General features: G+C 68.8%; 26 protein-coding genes. 3 read left to right on the top strand and 23 right to left on the bottom strand.

Annotated elements, in window-relative coordinates; all coding sequences use genetic code 11:
- Positions 1-81: 81 nt before the first annotated feature.
- The 5 genes from ACIP5T_RS11580 to ACIP5T_RS11560 form a co-directional block, all read right to left on the bottom strand.
- The gene (locus tag ACIP5T_RS11580) at positions 82-2,001 is read right to left on the bottom strand and encodes a YhgE/Pip family protein (RefSeq protein ID WP_400863245.1); all 1,920 of its coding nucleotides are present in this window, start codon (positions 1,999-2,001) and stop codon (positions 82-84) included.
- A complete protein-coding gene (locus ACIP5T_RS11575; RefSeq protein ID WP_400863243.1) occupies positions 1,998-2,969 on the bottom strand; it encodes a hypothetical protein in 972 nt (323 codons plus the stop codon). The genes ACIP5T_RS11580 and ACIP5T_RS11575 overlap by 4 nt, the downstream gene beginning before the upstream one ends.
- The gene (locus tag ACIP5T_RS11570; protein WP_400863242.1) at positions 2,966-3,589 is read right to left on the bottom strand and encodes a TetR/AcrR family transcriptional regulator; all 624 of its coding nucleotides are present in this window, start codon (positions 3,587-3,589) and stop codon (positions 2,966-2,968) included. The genes ACIP5T_RS11575 and ACIP5T_RS11570 overlap by 4 nt, the downstream gene beginning before the upstream one ends.
- A 173-nt stretch (positions 3,590-3,762) precedes the next feature.
- Positions 3,763-5,196 carry an argininosuccinate synthase gene (argG, locus tag ACIP5T_RS11565; protein ID WP_400863240.1) on the bottom strand — a complete coding sequence of 478 codons (1,434 nt, stop codon included), beginning with the start codon at positions 5,194-5,196 and terminating at the stop codon, positions 3,763-3,765.
- A 49-nt stretch (positions 5,197-5,245) separates the two neighbouring features.
- Entirely contained in the window at positions 5,246-5,650 is a 405-nt protein-coding gene (locus ACIP5T_RS11560; RefSeq protein ID WP_400863238.1) for a winged helix-turn-helix transcriptional regulator, read from the bottom strand.
- A gap of 98 nt (positions 5,651-5,748) precedes the next feature.
- Here ACIP5T_RS11560 and ACIP5T_RS11555 point away from each other — a divergent pair, with 98 nt between their 5' ends.
- The 3 genes from ACIP5T_RS11555 (at position 5,749) to ACIP5T_RS11545 (ending at position 8,695) form a co-directional block, all read left to right on the top strand.
- Positions 5,749-7,119 (top strand): MFS transporter, encoded by a 1,371-nt coding sequence (locus tag ACIP5T_RS11555; RefSeq protein ID WP_400863237.1) that lies wholly within the window; start codon positions 5,749-5,751, stop codon positions 7,117-7,119.
- Positions 7,120-7,133: 14 nt separating this feature from the next.
- The gene (locus tag ACIP5T_RS11550) at positions 7,134-7,925 is read left to right on the top strand and encodes an NAD(P)H-dependent oxidoreductase (RefSeq protein ID WP_400863236.1); all 792 of its coding nucleotides are present in this window, start codon (positions 7,134-7,136) and stop codon (positions 7,923-7,925) included.
- A gap of 62 nt (positions 7,926-7,987) precedes the next feature.
- Entirely contained in the window at positions 7,988-8,695 is a 708-nt protein-coding gene (locus ACIP5T_RS11545) for a ZIP family metal transporter (RefSeq protein ID WP_400863235.1), read from the top strand.
- A gap of 16 nt (positions 8,696-8,711) precedes the next feature.
- On the opposite strand, the gene ACIP5T_RS11540 is transcribed toward ACIP5T_RS11545, so the two are convergent.
- From ACIP5T_RS11540 to ACIP5T_RS11455, 18 genes are all read right to left on the bottom strand, one after another.
- Positions 8,712-9,560: an HpcH/HpaI aldolase/citrate lyase family protein gene (locus ACIP5T_RS11540; RefSeq protein ID WP_400863234.1), complete on the bottom strand. Its 849-nt coding sequence runs from the start codon at positions 9,558-9,560 to the stop codon at positions 8,712-8,714.
- The gene (locus tag ACIP5T_RS11535; RefSeq protein WP_400863232.1) at positions 9,557-10,744 is read right to left on the bottom strand and encodes a CaiB/BaiF CoA transferase family protein; all 1,188 of its coding nucleotides are present in this window, start codon (positions 10,742-10,744) and stop codon (positions 9,557-9,559) included. Before ACIP5T_RS11535 ends, ACIP5T_RS11540 begins: the two co-directional genes overlap by 4 nt.
- On the bottom strand, positions 10,741-12,678 hold the full coding sequence (locus ACIP5T_RS11530; RefSeq protein ID WP_400863231.1) for an SUMF1/EgtB/PvdO family nonheme iron enzyme: 1,938 nt from the start codon (positions 12,676-12,678) through the stop codon (positions 10,741-10,743). The genes ACIP5T_RS11535 and ACIP5T_RS11530 overlap by 4 nt, the downstream gene beginning before the upstream one ends.
- A complete protein-coding gene (locus tag ACIP5T_RS11525; protein ID WP_400863229.1) occupies positions 12,675-13,607 on the bottom strand; it encodes a ribokinase in 933 nt (310 codons plus the stop codon). Before ACIP5T_RS11525 ends, ACIP5T_RS11530 begins: the two co-directional genes overlap by 4 nt.
- Complete coding sequence (locus ACIP5T_RS11520; protein WP_400863228.1) at positions 13,604-14,971, bottom strand: ADP-ribosylglycohydrolase family protein; 1,368 nt, start codon at positions 14,969-14,971, stop codon at positions 13,604-13,606. The genes ACIP5T_RS11525 and ACIP5T_RS11520 overlap by 4 nt, the downstream gene beginning before the upstream one ends.
- On the bottom strand, positions 14,968-16,137 hold the full coding sequence (locus ACIP5T_RS11515; RefSeq protein ID WP_400863226.1) for an ADP-ribosylglycohydrolase family protein: 1,170 nt from the start codon (positions 16,135-16,137) through the stop codon (positions 14,968-14,970). Before ACIP5T_RS11515 ends, ACIP5T_RS11520 begins: the two co-directional genes overlap by 4 nt.
- Positions 16,138-16,207: 70 nt before the next feature.
- On the bottom strand, positions 16,208-17,500 hold the full coding sequence (locus ACIP5T_RS11510) for an ABC transporter substrate-binding protein (protein ID WP_400863225.1): 1,293 nt from the start codon (positions 17,498-17,500) through the stop codon (positions 16,208-16,210).
- Positions 17,501-17,574: 74 nt separating this feature from the next.
- Positions 17,575-18,414, bottom strand: coding sequence for a carbohydrate ABC transporter permease (locus ACIP5T_RS11505; RefSeq protein WP_400863223.1), 840 nt, complete (start codon positions 18,412-18,414; stop codon positions 17,575-17,577).
- A complete protein-coding gene (locus ACIP5T_RS11500; protein ID WP_400863220.1) occupies positions 18,411-19,352 on the bottom strand; it encodes a carbohydrate ABC transporter permease in 942 nt (313 codons plus the stop codon). The genes ACIP5T_RS11505 and ACIP5T_RS11500 overlap by 4 nt, the downstream gene beginning before the upstream one ends.
- Complete coding sequence (locus tag ACIP5T_RS11495; RefSeq protein ID WP_400863218.1) at positions 19,349-20,419, bottom strand: LacI family DNA-binding transcriptional regulator; 1,071 nt, start codon at positions 20,417-20,419, stop codon at positions 19,349-19,351. The genes ACIP5T_RS11500 and ACIP5T_RS11495 overlap by 4 nt, the downstream gene beginning before the upstream one ends.
- Before the next feature lie 155 nt (positions 20,420-20,574).
- Complete coding sequence (locus ACIP5T_RS11490) at positions 20,575-20,991, bottom strand: PIN domain-containing protein (RefSeq protein ID WP_400863217.1); 417 nt, start codon at positions 20,989-20,991, stop codon at positions 20,575-20,577.
- The gene (locus ACIP5T_RS11485; RefSeq protein WP_400863215.1) at positions 20,975-21,208 is read right to left on the bottom strand and encodes an AbrB/MazE/SpoVT family DNA-binding domain-containing protein; all 234 of its coding nucleotides are present in this window, start codon (positions 21,206-21,208) and stop codon (positions 20,975-20,977) included. Before ACIP5T_RS11485 ends, ACIP5T_RS11490 begins: the two co-directional genes overlap by 17 nt.
- Positions 21,209-21,247: 39 nt before the next feature.
- Positions 21,248-22,372, bottom strand: coding sequence for a DUF4064 domain-containing protein (locus tag ACIP5T_RS11480; RefSeq protein ID WP_400863213.1), 1,125 nt, complete (start codon positions 22,370-22,372; stop codon positions 21,248-21,250).
- Positions 22,366-23,151 carry a hypothetical protein gene (locus tag ACIP5T_RS11475; RefSeq protein ID WP_400863211.1) on the bottom strand — a complete coding sequence of 262 codons (786 nt, stop codon included), beginning with the start codon at positions 23,149-23,151 and terminating at the stop codon, positions 22,366-22,368. Before ACIP5T_RS11475 ends, ACIP5T_RS11480 begins: the two co-directional genes overlap by 7 nt.
- Positions 23,148-24,173: a VWA domain-containing protein gene (locus ACIP5T_RS11470; protein ID WP_400863209.1), complete on the bottom strand. Its 1,026-nt coding sequence runs from the start codon at positions 24,171-24,173 to the stop codon at positions 23,148-23,150. Before ACIP5T_RS11470 ends, ACIP5T_RS11475 begins: the two co-directional genes overlap by 4 nt.
- Positions 24,170-25,156, bottom strand: coding sequence for a VWA domain-containing protein (locus ACIP5T_RS11465; RefSeq protein ID WP_400863207.1), 987 nt, complete (start codon positions 25,154-25,156; stop codon positions 24,170-24,172). Before ACIP5T_RS11465 ends, ACIP5T_RS11470 begins: the two co-directional genes overlap by 4 nt.
- Complete coding sequence (locus ACIP5T_RS11460; RefSeq protein ID WP_400863206.1) at positions 25,147-25,638, bottom strand: hypothetical protein; 492 nt, start codon at positions 25,636-25,638, stop codon at positions 25,147-25,149. Before ACIP5T_RS11460 ends, ACIP5T_RS11465 begins: the two co-directional genes overlap by 10 nt.
- Complete coding sequence (locus ACIP5T_RS11455; protein WP_400863204.1) at positions 25,625-26,512, bottom strand: DUF58 domain-containing protein; 888 nt, start codon at positions 26,510-26,512, stop codon at positions 25,625-25,627. Before ACIP5T_RS11455 ends, ACIP5T_RS11460 begins: the two co-directional genes overlap by 14 nt.
- Between the last annotated feature and the right edge of the window lie 6 nt (positions 26,513-26,518).

Raw genomic sequence — 26,518 nt, 5'->3', positions numbered from 1 at the left:
GTGCGTCTCAGGAGACGCTTCCGGAATACTACCCACAATGATGCTGCGGGCGGGGGGAGTTCTCGCCCCCCGCCCGCGGTGTCAGCCGATCAGACTCGGCTGCAGATCGCGCAGCGTGCGCCGGTGCGTCATGCGCGTCACCCCGATGGCGGCGAGCAGCAGCGCTCCGACGAGCCAGATCCCGAGCACGACGAGATCCCATCCGGCCCTGCCGAGGTTGCCTCCGTACATGAGCTGTCGCATGGCGTCGACGACGTAGCCGAGCGGCAGCACATGGTGCAGCGCGGCCAGCGGGGCGGGGAGCGTCTGCCAGGGGAAGGTGCCGCCCGCGGTGACGAGCTGCAGCACCATGAGCACGAGACCCAAGAACTGCCCGACGGAGCCGAGCCAGACGTTCAACGTGAGGATGATCGCGGCGAACGTCGCCGACGCGAAGATCATCACGCCCAGCGTGCCGATGGGGTTGTTGAACGTGAAGTCCAAGGTGATCGCGAGGATGCCCATCAGGCCGACCATCTGCACCGCCCCCAGCATCGCCGGAGTCAGCCAGCCGGCCAGGGTCACCCGGACCGGGGAGTGCAGTGCGGTCACGGCACGACGCGAGATCGGTTTGACGATGAGGAACAGCGCGTAGATGCCGATCCAGGCCGACAGGGCGGCGAAGAACGGTGCGAGGCCTGCGCCGTAGTCCTCGGCCGACGCGACCTTGTCGCTCGAGACCTTGACGGGATCCGCGATGGTGTCGGCCTGCAGCGTGCGCAGATCGGGCGTCGAGACGGGGATCTGCGCGACGCCGTCCGAGAGCCCGTCGCGCAGCTCGGCGGTGCCCGACGCGAGGATGCCGAGTCCATCGCGCAGTTGGGTCGCGCCGTCGTTCGCGGCCGCCGCTCCCGTGGCGACGGTCTGCGCGCCACTGGCGACGGTCTGAGCGCCGCTGGCGAGCGTCTGCGAGCCGCTGGCGAGCTGCGAGGCGCCGGATGCCACCGACTCGGCTCCGGCGGCGAGCTGGTCGACCTTGTCGACCGCGTTCTGCACGGTCGAGTTGCCCTCCTGCAGCCGGGTCCCGAGCGGATCGAGGGTCGCGAGGACCCGATCGATCTGCTCCTGCGTCAGGCCCTGATCCGTGAGGACCGTCGCGATGTCCTGGCGTGCCTGGGGCAGAGCATCCGTCGCCTGCTGCACAGCCGACCCGGCGCGGTCGGCGACGTCGGCCAGCTGCCGGTTGCCGTCACTGACCTGCTGAGCCCCCGACGCCAGAGTCGCCGCGCCACCGGCGAGCTGAGCCGCGCCGCCCGCCAGCTCCGACGTTCCGCCCGCGAGCTGAGAGGTGCCGGCGGCGAGCTGAGATGTGCCGTCGGCGAGCGTGGCGCTGCCGGTCGCCGCGGTGTTGGCGCCATCCGTGAGCTGGCTCGCCCCGTCGACAGCGGTGACGAGGTTGTCGCGCACCTCGCTGAGTCCGGTGAGCAGGCGCTCGGCGGCCTCGCTGCCGACCATCTCGGCCACCGAGCTGCGGATCTTCTCGACCGCCTGTGTGCCCATGGACGACGCGAGATAGTTGTTCGCGTCGTTGGTCTCGAGCTCGATGCGCGCCTGGTGCGGGTCGTCGCCCGCGGCCGAGGTCAACGCCGCAGAGAAGTCGGTCGGGATCGTGACCGTGAAGTCGACCGTGCCCTCGCGCAACGCGTCTGCGGCCTCACCGGAGGACATGCGCTGCCAGTCGAAGGCGTTGCCGTCGATGAGGTTCTCAGCGACGTCCTCGCCGTAGTTCACGGTCTCACCGGTCGCGGCATCCGTCCCGGTGGTGGGTTCGGGGGCCCCGGCGTCGTCGACGACCAGCGCCACCGGCACCTCGGGGAACTTCGCATACGGGTCCTGGTTGGCCCAGAGATACAGGCCGCCGTAGAGGATCGGCACGCACACGAGCGCGATCAGGGCGATGATGCCCATCTTGCTCGCAGTGAGGCGCCGCAGCTCGGCGGCGATCATGGCGGGAACCTTCATCGCTCGCCTCCGTTCTGTTCGGTGTCTGTGTCGGTGTCGGTGTCCGTGTCGGTGTCTGTGGCGGGCGTGCCGTCGTGGTCGGCTTCGGGGGCCTCGCTCGGCGCGCCAGGGTCACCCTGGTCACCCTGGTCCGGAGAACCCAGAGCCTCTGGCGCGACCTCGGCGTGTTGGTCGTCGACACGCGGCGCTTCGAGCGGATCGTCTGGGCTTTCCGGCTGCGCGTCGGGAGTCGATTCAGGTGCGGATGCAGCCTCGGACAGGGATGCGGATGCGGATGCAGCCTCGGACAGTGATGCGGATGCGGATGCGGCCTCGTCGCCCGGCCGGTCGAGCACGAGGGGCTCGATCGGGCCGGAGGCGTTGATCGCCTCGAGCTCGTGCATGCGTTCGAGGGCGACCGCGGCGGATCCGCCGATGACGACGAGCATGGCGTAGCCGCGATCGGCGAACTCCGACGCGATGCGCCACCAGCCGTCCGGGCTGCCGCCGTGACGGTCGGGCGAGACGAGCACGATGCCTTCGGTGCCCTCGCGGAGGATCGCGAGTTCACAGAGGATGCGCACCCGTGCAGCCGGGTCGACGTTGCCGATCGGCACTCCGGCGAGCTCGCCGAATCCGAGCTGATTCAACCACCGACGAGCGTGCAGAGGAGTGGCGCCGACGCCGGCGAACATGAGCTCTTCGCCCACCACGCCGGAGAGGGCGATGTCGGCGTGGGGGTCGCTGACATCGGGGGCGTCCACGAGCGCGATGGTGCGGCGCAGCGCTCTGTTGTTCGAGTCGCCGTCGATCGTCACGCGCCCGGTGTCGGGCCGCATGCGTCCGCTGGCGATCAGGCCGAGCACGGTCGGGCGCTGTTCGGTCTCGGCGAGGGCGAAGCGCACCGCTCCGCTGTGGTATTCGAGGCTCGTCGTCGGCAGTGACTGCCCGCCGCGCCCTTTGCTCACCTCGTGCAGAGTGACTCTCATGCGCTGACCTCCTGAGATTCGACGATGTCGGGGTGCGCGCTCAGCAGCTCATCGGCCTCGCGCCAGGAGAGTCCGGCGATGCTGAGCAACGTGCGCACCGCGAGACCGGCGGCGCCGGTGCTGCTGGCATCCGTGCGCGAGACGACCGTGCGCGCGACCTCTTCGATGAGTCGGGCGAGCGTCGGGGCTGGGAGGTCTGTGCGGAAGCTGCCGTCCTCCTGCCCGCGACGCGCGAGGGCGGCGACGGTGCGACGGAGCGGGGCGAGGGCGTCGGCGGTGTGCTGAACGTGGGCCTCGTCGAGGGCGAGAGCCGCGGCGATCTGCACGTGCGCGGCCTCCTGCCAGAGACGGGCGGCGAGGCGGGCCAACGCGATGCGCGAGTCTCCGTCGGTCACGGACTCGGCGATCGCGTTGAAGCGCTGCGCTCCGACCGAGATCAGCTCGCGGATCAGAGCCTCGCGATCGTCGAAGTGGCCGTAGAGAGTGCGGCGGGAGAGCCCGGCGTTGCGTGCGATGACATCGATCGACGCGCGGGGGTCGGAGGCGAGAGTGGCGCGAGCCGCGTCGAGGATTCCGGCGCGGTTCTCGACGGAGTCGCGGCGGGGAGGACGGGTGGTCATGTGTCCATCGTAGTTAATGTGCACATGAGTGTGCAAGATAACTCGGAAGACTCACAGGGTCTGCGCCGAGCACCGAGCACCGATCTCCGGAGTTATGGAGCGGACACGGCGTGCACAGACAGAAAAGGGGGCGGATGCCGCAGCATCCGCCCCCTCCACAAGAACCGAGAGTGTCAGTCGAGCCCGGAGTCGAAGGCCGCGCCCTCGGATGCGTTGTCCACCGCATCCGCCAGGTTCTCGTCGACCTCTTCGACGGAACCCGTGATCTCGCCCGACTCGCCGGCCGTGACGCGTCCGACGAGCTCGCCCGTCGCGCCGCCGATGAGGCCGAGACCCGCGTACTGCTCGAGGCGCGAGCGCGAGTCGGCGATGTCGAGGTTGCGCATGGTCAGCTGTCCGATGCGGTCGACCGGGCCGAAGGCGGCATCGCCGACGCGCTCCATCGAGAGCTTCTCCGGTCCGTACGACAGGTTCGGCGAGGTGGTGTCGAGGATCGTCCAGTCGTCACCGCGGCGCAGGCGGATCGTGACGGTGCCCGAGATCGTGAGGCCGACCCAGCGCTGGATCGACTCGCGCAGCATGAGCGACTGCGGCTCGAGCCAGCGTCCCTCGTACATGAGGCGGCCGAGACGGCGACCCTGCTCGTGGTACGTCGCCAGGGTGTCTTCGTTCAGGATGCCGTTGACGAGGCGCTCGTAGGCGATGAAGAGCAGCGCCATGGCCGGAGCCTCGTAGATGCCGCGCGACTTCGCCTCGATGATGCGATTCTCGATCTGGTCGCTCATGCCCAGGCCGTGGCGTCCGCCGATGGTGTTCGCCTCCTGCACCAGCGCGACCGGATCGGTGTACTCGACGCCGTTGAGTGCGACGGGGCGGCCGGCTTCGAACGTGACGGAGACGTCCTCCGTCTCGATCGCGACCGAAGGGTCCCAGAACTTGACGCCCATGATGGGGTCGACGGTCTCGAGCGAGACGTCGAGGTGCTCGAGGGTCTTGGCCTCGTGGGTGGCACCCCAGATGTTGGCGTCGGTCGAGTACGCCTTCTCGACCGAATCGCGGTAGGGGAAGTCATGGGCGACGAGCCATTCGCTCATCTCCTTGCGGCCGCCGAGCTCGGTGACGAAGTCGGCGTCGAGCCAGGGCTTGTACACGCGCAGGCGCGGGTTGGCCAGCAGGCCGTAGCGGTAGAACCGCTCGATGTCGTTGCCCTTGTAGGTCGATCCGTCGCCCCAGATGTCGACGCCGTCTTCCTTCATGGCGCGCACGAGCAGCGTGCCGGTGACGGCGCGGCCGAGAGGAGTGGTGTTGAAGTACGTCCGCCCGCCCGAGCGGATGTGGAAGGCGCCGCACGACAGCGCGACCAGACCCTCTTCGACCAGAGCGGTCTTGCAGTCGACCAGGCGCGAGGCCTCGGCGCCGTACTCGAGCGCGCGGCCCGGGATCGACTCGATGTCGTCTTCGTCGTACTGTCCGAGATCACCGGTGTACGTGTAGGGGACGGCGCCCTTGTCGCGCATCCACGCGACGGCGACGGAGGTGTCGAGTCCTCCGGAGAAGGCGATGCCGACGCGCTCGCCGACGGGAAGTGACTGGAGGACCTTGGACATGCTTCCCAGTCTATCGGCGGCGTGTCGGCTGTTTCGGACGCGAGGAGAGTCAGTGCGCGACGGCGGCGTCCAGAGCCTCGGGCTCGGCGGCGAGCCGTTCGAGTTCGCGCCGCTGGTGCGCCGCGTATCCGCCGCCCCAGTCGGTCAGAGCCTGGACGAGCGGCATCGATCCCCGACCCAGGTCGCTCAGCCGGTATTCGACCTTGGGCGGGACCTGCCGGTAGACCGTGCGGATGAGCAGTCCGTCGTCCTCGAGCTCGCGCAGCTGACGGGTGAGCACGCGAGCGGTCGGCTCGTCGAGCAGCCGGCTGAGTTCGCCGAATCGCAGCACCTCATGCTCGCCGAGAAGGCTCAGGATGCTGGGCTTCCAGGCCCCGCCGAGCACTGCGATCGAGACCTCCGCGTCGCAGGCGTCGCCCCACTCCCGGACGATGCGCTCCGTCTTCTCCCTCATGGTCCGCCTTCCGTTCCCGTCCATAGTATCCACCTGGTCACTATGTACCCGGAATGACCGTACTTGTCTGAAGTGTACTCAGCCACAAGACTGAGGCGGTGACCTTCCCCACCCCCACGGCATCCGCCCGTCCGCGCGCGGCCCTGCATCCGTGGCTCGCGATGATCCCCCTGCTTCTCGGCATCCTGATCGGGGCGCTCGCGATCAGCAGCATGTCGACCGCGCTGCCCGCGATCCGCGGCGACCTCACGCTCAGTGACAGCGGCGCGCTGTGGCTCGTCGACATCTACGCGCTCTCGTTGGCGGCGACCCTCATCATCGCCGCCCGCATCGGCGACGCGTTCGGCCGCAAGCGGATCGTGCTCCTCGGCCTCGCCGGCTTCGCCGTGCTCAACCTGGTGGGCGGATTCGCGCAGGACGGGATGCTGCTGATCGTCGTGCGGGCGCTGCTCGGAGTGGCCGAGGCCTTCGTCGTCGCGGGCGTCGTCGCCACCATCGGGGCGCACTATCACGCACGGCAGCGGGTGCTGGCATACGGACTGTGGACCGCGACCTTCGGCGCGGGCAGCGCACTCGGCCCCGTGCTCGGCGGCCTCGTCACGGAGGGACCCGGGTGGCGCTGGCTGCTGCTGGGGAGTGTGCCGCTCGCGGTCGTCGCCTGTGTGCTCGCGATCTGGCTCGTGCCCGACTCCCGCAGCTCCCGGCGGCCGTCGTGGGACGTCCTCAGCATCGTGTCGTCGATCATCGCGCTCGGTGCCCTCGTCTTCGCCCTGCACGAGGTTCTCGCGGCTCCGGTACCCGCCACGATCGCCGGAGTGCTCGCGGTCGTGACGCTCGTGTTCTTCATCCGCCGCCAGCGGGCCCTCGCCGAACCCCTCATCGACATGAGGCTCTTCGGAGTGCCGGGGTTCAGTCCGGCGATCGTGCGCATCGTGGCGAGCGGTGGCGTGTCGACGGCATCCGTTCTCCTGGTGAGCCTGCACCTGCAGGATGCCAGAGGGTTCAGCGCGGCCGAAGCCGGAGTCGCCATCCTTCCGCAGGCGGTGGCGATCGCGCTCGGCGGGGTGCTCGCCCCACTGCTCCTGCGGTGGCTGAGCTCGCCGACGCTCACAGTGCTCGCTCTCGTGGTGCAGGGGGTGGGACTCGTCTGGCTGTCGACGGGGGTCGATCTCGTCGCGATCCCGCTCGTGCTCGTCGGTGTGGGCTTCGGGGTCGCGGCGACACTCGCCGCGACGACTCTCTTCGACGTGACGACAGAGGACGACGCCGGGCAGGTGGGGGCGATCCAAGAGGTCGGCTTCGCCCTCGGCGGCGGTCTCGGCATCGCCGTGCTCGGCACGATCGCCTCGATCGTCGGGTCTCGCGGTTTCGTCGTCGCCCTCCTCGTCGCGGCCGGGGCGGTCGTCGCCGCGGCGCTCCTCCCGCTGTGGCGGCGCACCCCTGACAACCCGGCGCACACCGCCCGCTGAAAGAAAGGCCATCCGTGTCAGCATCACGCCCGACCGTCCACTGGATCCATGCCCACCCGCAGGAGAACTCGTTCAACGCCCGACTGTTCCGCGACGGAGTCGAAGCGCTCTCGCGCGACCACGACGTCGAGATCACGGATCTCTACGCTCAGCGGTTCGACCCCGTTCTCGCGGCCCCGGACCTGGGCGAGCCCCTCGGCAGGGAGGGCAACGTCGTCGATCTCATGGGTGAGGCGTATGCCGCAGGGCAGCTGCCGCCGGATGTGACCGAGGAGCAGCGCAAGCTCGCGGCCGCCGATCTCGTCGTGCTCCAGTTCCCGCTGTGGTGGTACGGGCCGCCGGCGATCCTCAAGGGGTGGTTCGACCGCGTGTTCACGAACGGGTTCGCGTACGGCCCCGCGGATGCCGAGACCGGTCTTCCGCTGCGCTACGGCGAGGGCCCGCTCGCCGGCCGTCGGGCCCTCGTGATCGTCACGGCCGGGGAGGACGACCGCTCCATCGGAGAACGGGGCATCAGCGGTGATCTGGACTCGCTGATGTTCCCGCTCACCCACGGCACCCTCTGGTACACCGGCATCGAGCCGCTCGACCTTCATGTGGTCCACGATGCCGACGGTCTGGACTCGGGATCCATCGATCGCGAGAGCGCGCGTCTGGTCGAACGGCTCGCCGGAATCGGCGACGAATCACCGACCAGCCCGTATCGCAGGCTGCGCGACGGCGACTATCACGGCACCCGAGCGCTGCGAGCGGATCTGCTGCCCGGTCGCACCGACCTCGGCATCCATCGCGTGCCGATCGACTGAACGCGCGCCGCCTCTGCGGATTCCGTCGCGACGGTGGCAGAGTTGCCGTGAAGGAGGACGGCATGGGTGGAGCGATCCTGTGGGGCGTCGTCGCGGCGTCGCCCCTGATCATCGGCGCCGCGCTCGCCCTGCTGCGCACCTGGCCGCCGCGGTGGCTGGGCATCGTGCTGGGCTTCGGCGCCGGAGCGCTGATGGCATCCATCGCGTTCGAGCTGTGGGAAGAGGGCCTGGATCTCGCCGGTCCCATTCCGCTCGTCATCGGCGTCGCGGCCGGAGCACTGGCCTACTTCCTCGCCGACCGGATCCTCGATGCGCGAGCCGCGAAGTCGAAGGACCAGGGTGCGGGAGCGCCCCTCGCGCTCGGCGCACTGCTCGACGGCATCCCTGAGCAGCTGGTGCTCGGCATCGGCCTGGCATCCGGTGAACCGGTGAGCATCGCCCTCGTCGTGGCGATCGTGGTCTCGAACCTCCCCGAGTCCATCGGGTCTGCCGCCGACCTGCTGAAGGGCGGCATGGCCAAGCCGCGCGTGCTGCTTCTCTGGGCCGGCATCTCGGTGATCTGCGCCCTCGCGACAGTCGCGGGCTTCGGGCTGGCGAGCGCCACCGGCGACGAGTTCCGTGCAGGCGCGAGCGGCTTCGCGGCCGGCGCCCTGCTTGTGATGCTGGTGGACTCGATGGTGCCCGACGCACAGCAGAAGGCGAAGCAGGTGACGGGGCTCGCGACCGTGCTGGGCTTCGCGCTCGCCGCGGGTCTCTCGCTCGCGAGCTAGCGCAGGAGATCGCCGCTCACTCGGTGCCGCCGCGTTCGAGAACGCGGCGGGCGGCGTGCACCATCGCTGCGTCGACGAAGGTGCCGTCCTCCAACGCGAACGCACCGGTGCCGTCTGCGGCGGCCGAGCGCACGCGCTCGATGACATCCCGGGCGGCGGCGATCTCGCCAGCATCGGGCGTGAAGGCACGACGGATCACCGGGACCTGGCGGGGATGCACCGCGGTCCGCCCGCCGAAGCCGAGAGCGCGACCTGCGCGGCAGCTCGCCTCCAGTCCGTCGAGATCGGCGACGTCGGCATACACGGCCATCATCGGCGCCGGCAACCCCGCCGCTGCGGCGGCGTTCACCACTCGGCTGCGCGACCAGGCGAGACCTGCCTCGCCGGCAGGACCGGCCGGCACGCCGAGCTCGGCCCGCAGATCGGCCTCGCCGGTCGCGATCGACCTCACACCCGAGGAGGCGATCTCGAACGCCCTCTCGATCGACAGAGCGGACTCGAGCAGCGCGTGGATATCGCGCGCAGGCAGGGCGCGGCGTATCGCCGCCACATCGTCGGCAGAACCGGTCTTCGGCAGCCTCACTCCGAAGGACACGGGGAGGGCGGCGATCGCCGCCAGGTCGGCATCATGAAAGGGCGAGCCGAGTGCGTTCACCCGCACCTGCACCACGGGGGCGCCCTCGCCGAAGGCAACCCATGCACGAGCGAACTCGAGCAGAGCGGCGCGCGCGACGCTCTTACGTGAGGCCGCGACAGCGTCCTCGAGGTCGACGACGACGGCGTCGGCGCCTGCTCGCAGCGCCTTCTCGAATCTCTCCGGCCGGTCGGCCGGGGCGTACAGCGCGGTGATGATCGGCCTGCTCATCGGATGCTCCCGTCGTCGCGCAGCGCAGCGAGGTCTGCGTCCGAGTAGCCGAGCTCACGCAGCACGGCATCCGTGTCCGCTCCATGGGATCGGCCGGTGAACGCGATCGTCGCATCCTCTCGGGACAATCGGAACAGCGGCCCCTGCATGGCCATGTCGCCGAGGTCGTCGTCGTGAATCCGGTGGATGGTCCCCAGGGCGTTGAACTGCGGGTCTGAGACGATGTCCGACGGATCGTAGATCGGCGCGACCGCCGCCTCTGCGGCCTCGAACGCTGCGACGACCTCATCGCGCGTGTGCCGGGCGATCCAACCGCCGACTGCGTCGTCGAGGACGTCGGCGTGCTCGGCGCGGGCGGCGCCGGTGGCGAACCATTCCTCATCGGCGAGCTCGGCGCGGCCTACCAGGGTGACGACCCGCTCGGCGATGGACTGGGCGCTCGTCGAGACGGCCACCCACGATCCGTCGACGGTGCGATAGGCGTTGCGTGGGGCGTTGTTCACCGAGCGATTCCCGGTGCGGGGCTGCACGGTGCCGAGCTGGTCCCAGCGAGTGATCTGCGGACCCAGCATCGCGAGGATGGGTTCGATGATCGCGACATCCACCTCCTGCCCGACTCCCGTCCGGTCGCGGGAATGCAGAGCGACCATGATGGCGTAGGCGGTGGCGAGGGAGGCGACCCCGTCGGCGAGACCGAACGGCGGCAGGGTCGGTGGTCCGTCGGGCTCGCCCGTCGAGGAGGCGAAGCCGCTCATCGCCTCGGCCAGCGTGCCGAATCCGGGCCGGCGGCGGTAGGGTCCGATCTGCCCGAACCCGGTGACCCTGGCGAGCACGAGACCCGGGTTCTCGGCCGAGAGCTCGGCGTACCCCAGGCCCCAGCCTTCCAGGGTGCCCGGCCGGAAGTTCTCGATCACCACATCGGCGTTCCGGGCGAGCCGCAGAAAAGCATCGCGCCCACCGTCTGTGTGCAGGTCGATCGCGACGGTTCGCTTGTTGCGTCCCAAGGTCTTCCACCAGAGATTCTGGCCGTCTTTGCTCGGGCCGTGACCGCGGGCAGGGTCGGGCCGCGTCGGGTGCTCGACCTTGATGACGTCCGCGCCCATGTCGCCCAGATGCATCGCGGCCATCGGGCCGGCGAAGAGGGTCGACGCGTCCACGACCCTCACATCCTGAAGCGGGCTCATGTCTTCTCCTCCCAGCAGATGCGGAAGCCGATCGACGGCGAGGCGTCGTGGCCGAGACCGGGCAGCAGTAGCTTGGCGCTGAACTCGGGCGGCCTCACGCCGCCGTCGAAGTACCAGTCGGACCCTTCGCTGCGGTGGTCGCTGCCTCCCTTCAGCATCACGAACCGAGTGCGCCCGTCGGAGTGCTCCGATTCCGTCCAGTTCCAGACCGCCGGAGCACGTCTGAGGAAACCGGGCATCGCAGCCGCGAGCTGCCATTCGTTCTCGGTGGGAAGGCGTCCGCCGGCCCACGCCGCGTAGTCGCGGGCGCGTGCGAGAGTGACGTCGGCGACCGGGCGTTCCCGGTCTTCTCCTCGAGGGATCTCCCCGATCGCGTCGAGGAAGCGGGCGTACTCCGCCTCGCTCACCTCGGCGACCGCGACCCGCACCGCGTGCTCGAGCGACACCGTACGCTCGAGCGTCCGCTGGTCGTGCAGGCGTGGGGGGAGGGGCTTCCACTCGCCGACGTAGGGTGCGCCGTCGTACATCCCGGTCTCCCGCATCCGGAAGCGCACGGTGAGAGTGTGCTCGCCAGCGGGTACCACGACCGAGCCGAGACCGGCAGGACCTTCCGACTTCGCAGGGCCGTTCCAGGCCGGAGCGGCCAGTCGCAGCGCCCGTCGGTGCGGGAACGAAGCGTCGGACTCGGCGGCCACGTCGACGAGTGCGGATCGGACGCCGGCGACCTCCTCCGAGGGGATGCTGTCGGCGCGCGACTGCACGGCTGCGGCGACTCCTCCTGCGGGCACGACGATGCGCTCGACGGTGTCTCCCGCGTGCAGCGGCGTCCACCCGTCTCCCGTCGGGCGGAACGCAGCATCGTCTGCTGACGTGTTGGCGAGAAGGAGCAGCGTGCCGTCGTCTGTCTCGAACGTCGATCCGACGATCGGCCCGTCGACGACCGCGAGCGGCGTCCATTCGCCCTGCGTGAGCCAGCGGTGCAGTCCGCGTTGCACAGGCAGCATCCGCCGCAGTGTCGCGGCATCACGATCGTTCCAACCGACCCAGGAGCCGAACACCACCTCCCACACCATGACCCCGACTCCGTTGAGCCAGGCTGATCGGAGTTCGGCCGAGTGGTCGCGATGCCAGCGGCGGATGTGGTGCTGCATGTGCCGGCGCTCGAACCAGTGTGCCCGAAGGACTCCCGGCATCTCGGAGTCGGCGAACCACTGTGCCCACGAGAGGGTGTGATCGGCGATTCGCTCGGTGGCGAGTTTCGATTCGCCCTCGAGACCGATGCCGGGACGGGCCGCGTCGAGCTCGGCCACGAGATCGGGGTCGGCCTTCTTGAGCGTGTCGAGGAAGACGCCGTCCGCGCCGAGGCGGCGCACCGTCGCGGCGAGTTCCGCCGGGTCATCGCCGGCACGCCTGGTGCCTGTGTCCCAGGGGTTGTAATCGAGGAAGACGGCGACCCCGGCGGCGCGCAGAACGGCTGCGGCGTCTGCCAGGCCGGGCACGTCGTAGAAGTCCCACTGGTTGCGGTCGTCGATCCCGATCACCGGGTAGGCATGCCAGAGCACGATTCCGTCGAGTCCGCCGAAGCGGAGCCGCGCGTCGTCGAGGAAGCGCTGCGGTGTGAACCGCTGGGTGTCGAAATTGAAGAACAGCTCGTCCCACAACCAGACCTGTGCCACGGTGAAGCAGCTGCTCGCCCAGTGCGACGCCGGGTCGTCGTACCGGACGGGTTCTCCGTGGCGGCGTCTGGCACCGTCGCGCCACGCGGTGAGCTGAGCGCGCCACTGCGCGATGTCGGCCGGATCCGACGGGGCCGCGAAGATCTTTGCGTCGTCGAGGGTCGTCGCCGCGTCTCCGTCGACGAGGTCGATGTGAAGCGGAACCTCCGTGGGGAGGTCGAGCGTTCGCGGCTGCAGCGGGTCGAATCCACCGCTCATGCGTTCGCTCCTGTGAGAAGTGCCGCGACCTCGGTGATGCTGGGCACGGCCTCCTGGGCCCCGAGTCGCGTGACCGCCAGAGCGGCCGCAGCCGCGCCCACGCGCGCCGCGTCGGTCAGCAGGGCGAGGTCAATGCTCTCCGGGGTGCGGTCGGAGGCGGCGAGAGCCGCGGCGAACGCGCCGCAGAACGTATCCCCTGCGCCCGTCGTGTCGACGGCCTCGGCAGGGAAGGCGGGCACTTCGGCGTGCTGTCCGCCGCAGAAGACCAGCGATCCGGCGCGGCCGAGTGTGATGACGAGTGCCCGCACGCGGGGGACGAGAGCAGCGACAGCCGAGTCGAGGTCAGCGGCGCGGGCCACGTCGAGAGCTTCGTGTTCGTTGACGATGAGGACATCGGCGATCGCCAGCAGGTCGGTGTCCGCGGCGACGAGCGGCGCCGACGGCGCGGCATTGAGCAGAAGCCAGCAGTCGGCGGCCTTGGCGGCTGCCGTCTGCTGCACGAGAGTGACCGGGATCTCGAGCTGCGTGAGGATCACCCGGGCGTGCGAGACCACGGAGCGCTGCACCTCGGTCAGGCGGGTGAGTGCGGCATTCGCGCCGGGCACGACGACGATCGCGTTCTCGGCACGGGTGTCGACGGAGATCAGGGCGACTCCGCTGGGCCCGTCGACCCGGGCGAGACCCGAGACGTCGATGCCGTCAGCGACGAGCGCGCTGCGCAGTGCGTCGCCATCCGCGTCGGATCCGACTGCACCGACGAAGGCGACCTCCGCCCCGCCCGCCCGGCGAGCGGCCACCGCCTGGTTCGCGCCCTTGCCTCCCCCCGAGCGCAGCAGCGTCGAACCGAGCACCGTCTCGCCCGGGGCCGGGATCCGATCGACGTGGGCGACCACATCCTGGTTGATGCTCCCGACGATGACGACGCTCATGACCCTGCTCCCGAGAGGCGCAGGGTGCGTTCGGCGAGTTCGCGGATCGATCGCTCGGCGCCGCCCGGCATCGAGGTCGCGATCCGATCGTGCAGCGGTGCGGTCCACGCCGCATCGATCCGGTCTGCTCCGATGAAACCGCCCACCACCGAGCCGACTGTCGCCCCGACCGAATCGGTGTCCCAGCCGCCGGCCACGGCGTAGGCGATGGCGGAGTCGAAATCGTCTCCATAGGCCTGCAGTGCGCACGCGGCGAGTGCGGCGTTGTTGAGGGTGTGCACCCAGTGCATCCCGGCGAACTCGGTGTGGAGACGATCGAGTGCTGCCGCGGAGTTCAGCGCGCCGTCGGCGAGTTCACGGCCCACCGTGCGTCCGACTCGCACGGCGCGTGCGAGTCGAGAGGCGGGTGGCACCACGGTGTCGGCGGCGTCCAGTACCTCGTCGACGGTCGTGCTCACGAGCGATGCCGAGCAGAGCGCGGCGGCCCACATCTCGCCGTAGATCCCGTTGCGCGTGTGGCTGAGGCGGGCATCGATCCATGCCGAGGCCGCAGCGGCCAGCACATCGCCCGGGTGCGCCCAGCCGTGCACGTCGGCGCGGATCAGCGCGCCGATCCATTCGCGGAAGGGATTGTGATGCGTCGCCGTCTCAGGCACGGGTCTGGCATCGAGGATGTTGCGATACGCGGCGCGTTCGGCGGTGAAGACCCGACCGGCCGGCAGCGCTGCGAGCCATGACTGAGCGACGTGGTCGGTCGTCAGGCCCGCACCGTGCGCCTCGAGCAGATCGAGGGCGAGGATGGGGAAGTTGAGGTCATCGTCCTCCGGCATCCCGTCGATGTTCTCGCGCAGGGAGGTCGGCGCCGACCGACGGTTCCACGGCCAGCGCTCGGCCGTCTCCGCCGGTAGTCCGACGGCGGTGAAGTAACGGCGGATGGGCCAGTTGTCGGTAGCCCGCGCGATCTGCTCGATGCCTTCGCGGGGGATCTTCTCGACGGGCTTGCCGAGCAGGCAGCCGGCTGCACGGCCGAGCCACGCGCCGTGCATCCGGTCGAGTGAGACGTGCGCTGCTGCAGTGCGCGCTGCGGGCTCGATCAACGCGGCGATCGTCGTCCAGTCGTCCGGTTCTTCGGTGCTCGCCCCCTGCAGGTGCTGCAGTTCGTCGAGCACGACACGGGCGAGGGCTCGCACGGCCGCGGGTGCGGGAATGTCGCTCGCCCCCGACGGAACGAGCACTGTCGAGCCCCCTCCGTCGGTCCAGCGCCGCTCTATCAGCGCCAGGTCGCGCTCGGCCACGCCCTGTTCGCGCAGAGCTGCGAACTCCGCCGGCACGAGGTCCTCCGGCTGCGCCCAGGTGAGCCTCACGCCGCACCCTCTCGGTCGAGCAGGCCAGCCACAGTGATCGCACGGCTGGTCGCGCGGTCGGCATCCGCGCTGATCACCTCTCGCACGACCTCGGTCATGGTCGAGACGACGCCGTCGAGGTCGAGCCGACTCGCCGTCGTCACCCCGTCGACCCATTCAGGGGGAACCCCGTCGGCGCCGTGCAGTCCGCCGCAGATCGCGCCGGCCATGGTGGCGATCGAGTCGGAGTCGCGACCGTAGTTGACGGCATCGAGGACCGCCTCTCTCAGGTCTCCGTCGCGGGCGACGACGAATCCGAGTGCGACGGGGAGCTCCTCGATCGACTTCGTCCGAGAGGGCAGCCGTGCATCCATCGCCGGGGCGCGGTAGTGCTCGCCGACCGTGTCGAACGGGGCGACAGCGTCGCGGACCACCCGAGCGAGCTCGCGCGGGTCCTGGGGCGCGCCCGACTCGAGCAGCGAATCCACTGCATCGAAGACGGCGCGGATCGCAGCGGCAGTGCCGTCATGGGCGACATCGAGCACGGCGGTGCGCACGTCGGCCACCGTCGCCCCGGGGGCGGCCGATGCGGCGACGGCCGCAGCGAACACACCGGCCGCCTCACGGCCATACGACGACTGGTGGGCCCCGGCGATGTCGATCGCCTCGGCGTACGCCCCGCCCGGGTCGCCGATGTGAACGAGTCCCACCGGAGCCATGTACATCGTCGCGCCGCAGTTGACGATGTTGCCGACGCCCGCTTCGCGAGGGTCGGCGTGACCGTAGTGGAGCTTCGCCACGATCCACTTCTCCGCGAGGAACACGCGCTGCAGGATGAGCGCATCGTCTTCGAGTTCGGGCACCCACCGGCGTTCGCCGATCATGAGCGGCACGAGATCGGAGGCGACGTCGTAGGCGTCGAGATGGCGGCGCCGCTTCGCATAGACCTCCACGAGCGCATGCGTCATGAGGGTGTCATCCGTCACGTGGCCATCGCCCTTGTGGTACGGAGCGATCGGGCGTGCGGTCTTCCAGTCGGCGAGGAACGGCCCGACGATGCCTTCGACTCGGCCGCCGTGACGCTCCTCGATCTGCTCGGGAGTCCATCCTTCCGTCGCTCCGCCCAACGCGTCTCCCACTGCGGCGCCTGCGAGCACCCCGGCCACTCGATCCTGCAACACGAACATTCCCACTCCTTCTTGCGTCGTTCTGTCGATGACGGACGGGGGCGACCGGTCGGGTCGCCCCCGAGCATCATCAGCCGGCGATGTCCGCCCAGCCGTCGGTCAGCTGGGTCGAGAGCTGCTCGCTGGTGATCTGATCGGCCAGGTACTGCTGGAAGGCGGGAGTGGCGATCGTGTCCTTCCACTCCGTGTACTTGTCGACACTGAGGAACGGAGGTCCGACGAGTCCGTCTCCGGAGGCGAGCACCTGCGTCCAGGCCGGGTTGTCTGCCGCGAGCTTCTCGACCTCTGTCCGGGCTGAGCCCGATGACGGGATGAGCGCGTCGGCGTAGGCGATCGATGCGAGGTTGTCGGCACCCATGAAGAAGTTGAGGAAGTCGGCCGACTCCTCGACGTGCTCCGAGTCGACGTTCACCGAGTACGTCTGCGGGTTCGCCGCCTGGATGGCGCCCTCGGAGCCCTCGAGCGGGGGCAGGGCGACCCAGTTGAATCCCTCGGGGGCGTCGTTGGCGATGTTCGTCGCCTGGAATGACCCCTGCACCGTCATCGCGACCTTGCCGCCGTAGAACGAGGCGAGCACGTCGGAACCCGACTGGGTGAGCGAGGTCGGCTGGATCGACTTGTCGGTGTATGCCATCTCGTGGATCAGCTCCGGTACGGCGAGCTCGTTCTCGCCGATCTCGATCGACGCGTCGGTGCCCTCGCCGGAGAAGTATCCGCCGTCGAACCCGAGTCCGAGGCTCATCATCGTCGCGGTCGGCGAGGCGAGGCCCCAGCCGAGACCGTAGGTGTCGCCCGCAGTGGTCGCCTTCGCGATCTCCTGCATCTCCTCCCACGTCATGGTGTCGCCGCTGGGGATGTCGATCCCCGCCGCCTCGAGCAGGTCGGCGTTGGCGAACACCATGTACGACTGCAGTGTCGACGGGTATGCGACGATCTGACCGTCGTGGGTGACCGACTCCCAGATGCCCTCGGAGATGTCCGACTTCAGGTCCTCATCGATGTAGTCGGTGAGGTCGGCCAGGTAGCCGTCCGCTGCGAAGGACACGATGGAGCTGGCCTCGTAGTGGATGATGTCTGGCGCGGTGCCGCCGGTGAACTGCGTGATGAGCTTGTCGAAGGTGCCGTCCCAGCCCGCCTGCACGATCTCGACCTGAACGTCTTCGTTCTCGGAATTCCACTCGTCGACGATCGATTTCACGGCCGCCTGGGTTGCCGGCTGATCCGACAGCGACTGGAACTGCAGCGTGACTGCGCCGTCTTCGCCTTCGGATCCGTTGCTCGCGCTGCCCTGCTGACAACCGCTCAGGGAGAGGATGGCGACGCCTGCGAAAGCGATGGCGCCGATGCCTCGGATGCTGTTCATGTTGCTCGCCTTTCTTGGTGTTCTTGGTGTTCTTGGTGTTCTTGGTGTTCTCGGTATTGCCGGGTGGGCGTGGTTCAGCCCTTGACGGCACCGGCGAGCATGCCGCCGGTGAGTTTCTTCTGCAGGATGCTGAAGATGATGAGCGACGGGATCGTCGCGAGGATCGCACCGGCCGCCAACGGGCCGAGCTGGGTCTGTCCTTCGGCCCCGAGGAACGACCGCAGCGCGATCGGAAGCGTGTAGAGCTCGGGGCTCTGGAGCAGCACGAGAGCGAGGAAGAACTCGTTCCACGCCGAGACGAAGGTGAACATCGCGGTCGCCACGAGGCCGGGTGCGAGAAGGGGCAGGATGATCGTGCGGAGGATCGTGACCCTCGATGCCCCGTCCATCTCGCCGGCTTCCTCGAGCTCCGGGGGGATCGCGGCGACGTAGCCCTGGAGCATCCAGAGAGTGAACGGAAGCGTGAAGGTGACGTACACGAGGATCAGCCCGAACAGGGTGTCGTTCAAGTTGATGGACCTCAGCACGAGGAACAGCGGGATGATGATGAGGATCGATGGGAACACCTGGCTGGTCAGGATCCACACGGTTCCCGTCGCCCTGAGCCGGCCCTTCAACCTGGCGAGCGCATAGGCCATGGGCATCGACAGCAGCACCGTGATCACCATCGTCGCGATCGAGACGAGCAGCGAGTTTGCGGCCGCCGGGAGCAGGTTCTGGCGTTCGAGAGCCGACGCGTAGTTGCTGAAGTCCCACTCGGCGGGCAGCAGGTTGACGGCGAGCGAGTTCAGCTCACCCGACGACTTGAACGACGCGGACAGCAGCCAGAGCAGTGGGAATCCGAGGAAGAGGAGGAAGGCCGCGAGGGCCACGTACATCAGCACCGTCGCGTACCAGGGTCGCCGAGTGGTCATGAGCGCGCCCCCTTCGTCTGGCGGAACTGATTGACGAGGTACAGCGACAGGATCAACATGATGGCGATCACCAGGACATCGCCCATCGCCGATGCGTATCCGATCTCCCGGTTGCGGAAGGCCTCGAGGTACGTGAACAGCGGCGGGATCATGGTGCGGCCGCCGGGTCCGCCCTCGGTGAGCACGTAGATGAGCCCGAAGGAGTTGAACTGCCAGATGAAGTCGAGGGCCGTGACCGCGATGATGACCGGGCGCAGCGCCGGCAGCGTGATGTGCCAGAAGCGACGCAGCGCTCCTGCGCCGTCGACGGCCGCCGCCTCATGCTGCTCTGCAGAGATCGACTGCATTCCGGCGAGCAGCAGCACGGTGGTCTGCGGGATGCCCGCCCATACTCCCACCACGATGACGGCGGGCAGAGCGGTGGAGAAGTCGCCGAGCCAGTTCACTCCCGGAATCCCGACGGCCTCGAGTGCGCCGTTCAGGGGCCCTGAGTTCGGGTTGTAGATCATGCGCCACACGATGGCGATCACCACAGGCGGCATGGCCCACGGGATGAGGGCGAGGACCCGAGTGAGCCCTTTGAGCCTCAGATCGCTGTTGAGCAGCAGCGCGAGTCCCATCGCGCACACCAGCGTCAGGACGGCGACCGAGCCTGCCCATACGATGCCGATGCCGAACGATCCCCAGAACCGGTGATCGCTGAGCAACTCGATGAAATTGCCCAGCCCGATGAAGTTGATCTCCGCGTTGCGCTTGAGAGTCGCATCCGTGAAGCCGAGGGCCACGCCGCTGACGAGCGGGATGACGGAGAAGATGATGATCGGAAGAAGAGCGGGGATGACCAGGGCGATGGCCTCGCGGCGCTGAGCGCGGGTGCGATGGCCGATCTTCTTGGCGGGCGCCGATGCGGCGCTGCCAGTGACGGTGTCGGTGCTCATCCGAAGGCCCTCTCGTCATCGTGCGCGTCGCTCGCGGGCGCGTCGTCGGTGCGCGAGCCGAGGCTCGTGCGTCTGAGTGCGCGAGAGGATCCGCGGACGACGAGCGAGGGGGCGACCGTCACCGTATGCGCCGCTCTCGAGGGCTCCGCGATTCGGGCGAGGAGGAGTTCGGCCGCGACGCGTCCGCGCTCCTCAGCGCCGAGGTCCACGCTCGTGAGGCCCGGGCGAACGACGCCAGCGAGCTCGGTGTTGTCTATACCGGTGATCGCGATGTCACCGGGGACGGTGAGCCCGAGATCTTCTGCGGCGCGGAGTGCGCCGATGCCGATCAGGTCGTTCGCGGCGACGATGGCATCCGGTCGTCGCTCTCCGTCGAGCACGGTGCGGGCGGCGGAGTAGCCGGCGGCGATCGTGAAGTCGGGGATGCTGATGCTGCGGGTGGCCACCTGAGGGTGCGCGGCCGATGCTGCGGCAAAGCCGTCGCGTCGGAACGCTCCCGGCGTCGTGTCGGTGGGGCCGTTGAGGAATGCGATGTCTTCGCGCCCCTCGGCGATCAGGTGGTCGACGACCAGGCGCATCGCGGTGATGGAGTCGGCGCGGACCGTGTCGAGCGGGGTGCCGTCGGGCAGACGTCCGAGCACGACGACGGGCACGGGAGTGGCGGCGAGGGCGGAGAGGAGCTCGTCAGTGACCCGGAGAGGCGAGAGGATCATCCCGTCGACGTAGCCGCGCCCGAGGTCGCGCACCACGTCGAGAGACGACGACGCCGTGCCGGTCGACGAGAGCACCAAGCGGTACTCAGACGAGGAGATCACACGTTCGATCGCGCTCATCATCTCGACGTACACGGGGTTGCCGATATCGGCCACCGCGTAGGCGAGCTGGTTCGTACGACCCAGCTTGAGGGATCGCGCCGTCGCGTCGGCGACATAGCCGAGTTCGGCGGCGGCCTCCTGCACCTTGGCGACGGTCTCGGCGCTCGCGATCATCCCGTTCAGTGCACGGGAGGCTGACGCCACGGAGACACCGGCATGGGCGGCGACCTGCGTGATGGTGACTCGAGCCAAAGCGCTCTCCCTTGAGTGCTGTAAACGTTTCCAACGAACTACATCACGATCTCACCGGGCGCCTTCGCTGTCAAGCGCCCGGTCGGAATCCGTGCGTGAAGGACGATCGGTTCGACCAGCGGCGCGTGATCGGGAATGCGACCCCGCTCTCGGGATCAGACGATCTCGACGTCGACTCTCAGCTTCGCGTAGGTGCCGATCGCGCGCCGATCGCACGTGAGCAGGGTGATTCCCGCCGAGCGGGCCGCGAGAGCGACGAGGCCGTCGTATACCGCTCCGCCCGCGATGCCTGCCTCGGCGAGGACGGCCACCGCGCGCAGCGCATCCGCTTCAGGCACTGCGACGGAGCCGGGGAACTCATGAGCGATCACGCGCGCGGCGGCGGCGGGGCTGAGCCGGCTTCCGCCCGGCAGTCGGGTGAGCACCGAGTAGGTCTCGAGCAGCGCGTGCCCGGACAGACCCAGGACGAGTCCTGCGCACGCAGCGCGAACGCGCTCGTGCGCGTCGCTGTCTTCTGTGACCAGTGCGATCGCCGCGCTCGTGTCGAGAAGCAGATCAGCGCTGGTCGGCAAGACGAAGCTCTCTGATGTCGTCGGCCGAGAGCGTCGTTCCGCTGCCGCGGATGACGAGGCGTCCGTCCTTCTCGACGAGGTCATCCGGTGCAGTGACCTCGATGCGGATGCCGGTTCCGTCGATCATGATGTCGACCGGTCCTGGGACCATCCCGAGACGCTCGCGGATCGACGCAGGAATGACGATTCGCCCTGCCTTGTCAATGGTCACGTGCATGCCATGAGAGTACCATCGCGATGGCAGATCCACCAGGACTCAACCGAACCCGGGGTACTCCTGCAGCTTCTCCTCGAATTCGGCACGGTCGGCCTCGCTGAGCACCGCGCTCGCGATGACGACCATCTGCAGCCCCTCGAGTGGTTCTCCGGTGCGTGCGCTCTGGGCTTCCCGCGTCGTCAGGAAGTCGCCGGACGGGTCGTTCGAGAGGTCGAAGATGTTCGCGTAGAAGCGCATCGGGTCGGGGTAGTTCTCGGTGTAGTACTCCCAGGTGTGCTGCTCGCGCGGATCCTCGCTGCCGTAGAGCTTGGCGATCATCGACGGATCGATCCCCGAGTACTCGCCGTTGAACGAGTACAGCGACGGCAGGCCGTGCTCGGCGACGACCGAGTCGATCGTGGCCATGACCTCGAGCTTGAGGCTGTAGTCCTGGATCGGCTCGGTGGTCGCCCATCCGACGGAGGTGTACTCGATGAGCATCGACTCGCCGCCGTAGCCGTTGCGCTCGGGACGCAGATCCTCGTCGCCGACCTGCACCCACTCGTACCCGTATTCGGCGGTGATGCGGTCGCGGATGTCGGCGAACAGGCTGTCGGCCTCGGCCTGCACATCTTCGAGTGACTGCTGCCGCAGCGCATCCTGCGGATCGGTGCCCTTGATGCCGGGGTAGGCCTCTTCGTGCTTCTGCTCGTCGGACTTCATGCCGTCGTAGCTGCCGGAGGCCGACGTCTGCAGTGCGCCGATGCCGCCCACTGTGGCCACGTTGAAGATCAGGGTGATCGCGAGGGCGACGGCGGCCAGGGTGCGTCCACGGGCGGTGAACATCGCGCCGACGATGACTGCCACGACCACCAGCTGCAGCGCCAGCATCGTCACGCCGTAGAGCGCGTCGGTCGCGCCGATCGCCAGCGTGATGAGGAGGATCAGCGCGAACAGGATGCCGACGACCAGGGCGATCCAGCCGAGTGCGTTCGCCGGCTTCTTCGTCTCAGACGAGATCTCGGCCGCGCTCGCGGTGCCCGACAGGGCGGGGGCGCCCGGATGCTGCACGACAGGGCCGGCCTGGCGGCGTGCGTTGCGATAGCCTCCGGGCGGCGGCACGGGTGGTGCGCCCTCGGTGCCGGCGACGTAGCGGGCCCGCTGCTTCTCGTGATCCATCACCATGGCTTGTCCGTCCCCGAGCCTCCGCCGTCGTCGCCCTGCTGCTGATCGCGCTCCTGCGTTCCCTGCTCGAGCTTGTCCTCGAGCTCTTCGAGCTTCTCGTCCGAGGGCTGCGGCTCCTGCTCCTGCTCCTCCGGGGGCGGCTGCTGCTCGTCCTGCTGCTTCTGCTTGAGACGGTCCTCGAGGTCTTCCCTGCTCTGCTGCATGTCGCGGTCAGGGTCGGACGACTGCTCCTGCGCCTCTTCGCTGTTGCATTCCTCCGGCGACTCGGTCGTGACGGTGAGGGCTTCGCCGTAGAACTCGGCGGCTGCGGCGCCGTCGCCCCCGGTGCGCGCGGCGTCGCCCATGCGCTCTAGGACGAGGGCGAGGTTGATGCGCACCGTGCACACCTCGAGGCCGGTCGCGAGGTCGAGCGACTCCTCGAGTTCCGTCCGTGCCTCCGGCAGCTTCTCGGCCCCGGCAAGTGCGGTGCCCACGTTGAACGGCGCCTTGTAGGGCTCGAACCAGTTGAGGAACTCCTGACCGCGGGCCGATGCCTCGGAACCGGAGTAGTCGTCGGCCACGTAGGCGGTGATCGACTGGTGCGCGAACGCATACATGCTGAGGATCTTGCCGACGAACAGCAGCGCGGCCAGCGTGAGGGGCAGAGTGCCGATGGCGATCCACCGACGGATGCGGCGTCGGCGACGATTCGAGGCGAGAAGCGCCGCGGCGGCCGACGCCTTCAGTTCGTCAGGGGTGCCGGGCGGCGTCGCGCCCGCCCGAGTCGACAGATCGGTCATGCGGCACCTCCGCCGGTCGACTTCTTCCGACGAGGCGACGTCGAGGGCGCTCGCAGCAGACGCAGTCGGGCGACGAGCATGCTCGCCCTCGTGAGCTCCACCCCGAGCAGCGCCACGACCACGAGGGCCGCGATCCAGTACAGCTCGGTCACGTTGCCCACCGAACCCGACTCGGCATAGCTGGTGGTCGTCGACGGCGCGTCAGGCAGGACCAGCTCGGCATCGGCAGTGCGGTGCTGGTAGTCGACGCCGAGATCCGAGGCGATCGCCTCGAGGTTCGCCTCGTCGATCACCGACAGGGCGTTCGCCCCCTGATACTCGATGTACTCGTTCGACGACCCCTCGACGCTGCCGGTGGTGAGCTTCATCGGCCCGCCCTCCGTCGTGCCGTAGCCGAGGACCGCACCGGCATCCGTGAGCTCCTCGCTGCCGTCGAACGGTTCAGGCGCTGACGTGACCGTCTGCTCGCCGTCGCCGAAGTAGAACACCATGCGCGAGCGGTCGGGTGAGGCCTCGGCCGCGTTCGTCAGGGTGTCGGCGAGCAGCTGGTTCGCGATGCCGATGGAGCTGCCCCGTGACTGGCTGGTCACCTCGGGGCGCAGCACCTCGAGCGAGGAGACGAGCGCGGTGGTGTCGGTGGTGAGTGGCATGCGCAGGTCGGCTGTGGCGTCGAACGTGATCAGGGCGAAGCGGGCACCCGGGTACTCGTCGACGATCGCCTGCACATCGGCGCGGACGCCGTCCAGGCGCGGCTCGTCGCCGTTCCAGTCCTCGGCGACGATGCTCGCCGTCGTGTCGACGACGAGCACGATGTCGGTGTCTGTCGCGAGCGTCTCTGTCGCACCGCCTGGGAGCCCAGGGCGAAGGAACATGAAGAAGCAGGCCAACAGCATGACCAGCCGCATGGCCCACAGCGCTCTGTCGCGCCCCTTCGCCCTGGTCAGTGCAATCACGGCGAGAACGGCCACCGGCGTGCAGAGGAGCGCCAGGAGGAAGATGTTGAGCACGGGCTGGAAGATCACAGTCTCACCCTCCAGAGCACGACGATGAACGAGAGCATCGAGATCATCAGCACGACGATCCAGAGGTTCGGGGCGTCGGTCCAGACGACCTGCGCCTGACCCTTCAGCGCGGCCGCCTCCTGCTCCTGCACCTGGGTGACGATGTCGCTCACGGTGGTGGTGTCGCGCAGGCCGTAGGCCTGGCCACCCGTGGCCTCGGCCGCCTTCGCGAGCTCTGCACTGACGTCGGCGTCCTTGCCCTGCACGGGGTTGAGCGCGAACACCCGGACCCCGTTCGAACCGGCATACGCCGCCGCCTCGTCGAGAGTCACGATAGATGCGCCGTTCACCTCGTTGTCGGTGGCGAAGATGATCGAACGAGACCGCTCGTCATCGGGATGGTCGAACGCCATCGCGCAGGCCGCCAGGCCGTCGCCGATCAGCGAGGCGCCGTTGCCGTTGAGCGTGCCGACCCAGTGCTCGGGGATCGACTCGGTGAACTCGAAGCTCTCGCGGATGCTCTGCAGGTGGTCGCGGATGAACTCGTAGTCATCGGTCAGGGGGAAGATCTGCACGGGCGAGCTGTTGAAGATCGTGAGGCCGATGCGCTCGCCCTCGAAGTCCTCGAGCAGTTCCTCGAAGATGGTGAGCACCTCGACGTCGACTTCGCTCATCGAGCCCGAGACGTCGAGGCACAGCATGATGTCGCGGCTCGTGTTGACGGGCTGGATGGTCTGCGACGCCATCGGGCGCGCAGAGACGACTCCGGCCGCCAGTGTCGCGACCACGCCGATCAGCAGGATGCTCGAGAGTGCCAGCACGCGGCGGTTCAGTGCCTGCCGGAACGTCGGCAGGGCGCGCAGGCGTTCGGCTCGGGCGACGCGTGCGCGCTCGTGCGCCTCGGTCTTCGCACCGCTGCGCAGCCCGATGACGATGCCGATCCCGACAGCGATGACGACGACGCCCGCAGCGACGAGGATGAGCCACCAGTTCGCTAGTGCCATGTGCGCACCACCGTTCTGGCGGCCTCGGCGCCTGCGATCGGATCGATCGCGGGGCCCGGGCGGAAGATGCTCGGGTAGTAATGGCGCCCCATGGCGTCGACGAGGGCGGGATGCACTCCGCGGGAGACCAGGTCGTCGAGTGCGAGAACAGGGGCCTCGAGCCCGCTGTACTCGTTCACGAACATGCGCACCACACGGCTGAGCTCGAGGTTCGCGTTGCGGGCCGACAGGGTGCGGGCACGGTAGTCGTCCTCGATGCGCTGGATCCGATCGAAGTACTCGACCCTCAGCTGCGACAGCACGTCGGTCGTGAGCAGAGCGGGCCCCTCAGCGTCGCGCGTCAGCGTGAGGTCACGCCGCGGACGCGTCAGGGCGACGACCAGCCACGCCGCCGCGATCAGCAGCAGCAGGATGCCGAACGCGAGCAGGATCCAGCCCCAGCCGTACTGGAACGGCGGATAGAGCTCATCAGAGCCGGGCATTCGACCTCCGATTCAGCAGCTGGAGCAGCTGCGAGACGGCGTCGTCCTGGCCTGCCAGCACGCTGTGGCTGATCTCCATGCGCTTGAGCAGCTCTGCGAGACGCGCAGCGTCGGCCTCGGTCTGCGCCGCGAGCTCGCGGATGATGTCGGGGTCGCCCTGCACGAAGTCGGGCACCTCCCACATGGTGTCGACATCGCTGCGGATGGTGCCTGTCGCGTGGTCGAGCACCGGATCGGCGTCGCTCACGGTCAGCCACAGCACGTCGTGCTGCACGCGCAGCCGGCGCAGCATCCGCTCGGTCTCCGTCGTGACCGGCGCTTCGTCGGTGATGACGACCACGATCATGCGGCGAGAGATCGTGCGGGTCACGTGAGACAGGAGTGCGTCCCGGTCGCTCGATGCCGTGCTCGAGTCGATGGCCTGGTCGATCGTGCGCAGGGCGTGTTCGAGCGCGCCCTCGCTGCGGCCGGGTGCGCGACGGCGGATGCGGTCGGAGTCGCCGTAGACGAGGGAGAAGTCGTCGCCGTGGCGCAGCGCCAGCACGCCCAGCACTCCGGTGGCGAGGATCGCGAGTTCCTTCTTCGACTTCTCGTCGTGCGCGAGTGCGGCCATCGAGCGGCCCGTGTCGACCACGAACAGGATCGTGTGCATCCGCATCGCACGGTGCCGCTTCACCAGCGGAGTGCCGAGCCGAGCAGTCGCACGCCAGTCGATGTCGCGCACCTGATCGCCGTACTCGTACTTGCGCAGGTCCTCGAAGTCGAGGCTGCGGCCGTGCAGCAGCGACGCATAGGCGCCGTCGAGCGCGTGCAGCGACTTGCGCGACGAGTGGATGAAGAGCTTGCTCTTCACCTGGGCGATCAGGCTGGCCATGGCGAG

It is taken from the genome of Microbacterium sp. NPDC088619 (assembly GCF_044752825.1).
Taxonomy (GTDB): Bacteria; Actinomycetota; Actinomycetes; order Actinomycetales; family Microbacteriaceae; genus Microbacterium.
The sequence above is the reverse complement of the archived record's forward strand: the minus strand, read 5'-3'. Positions and strand labels throughout refer to the sequence as shown.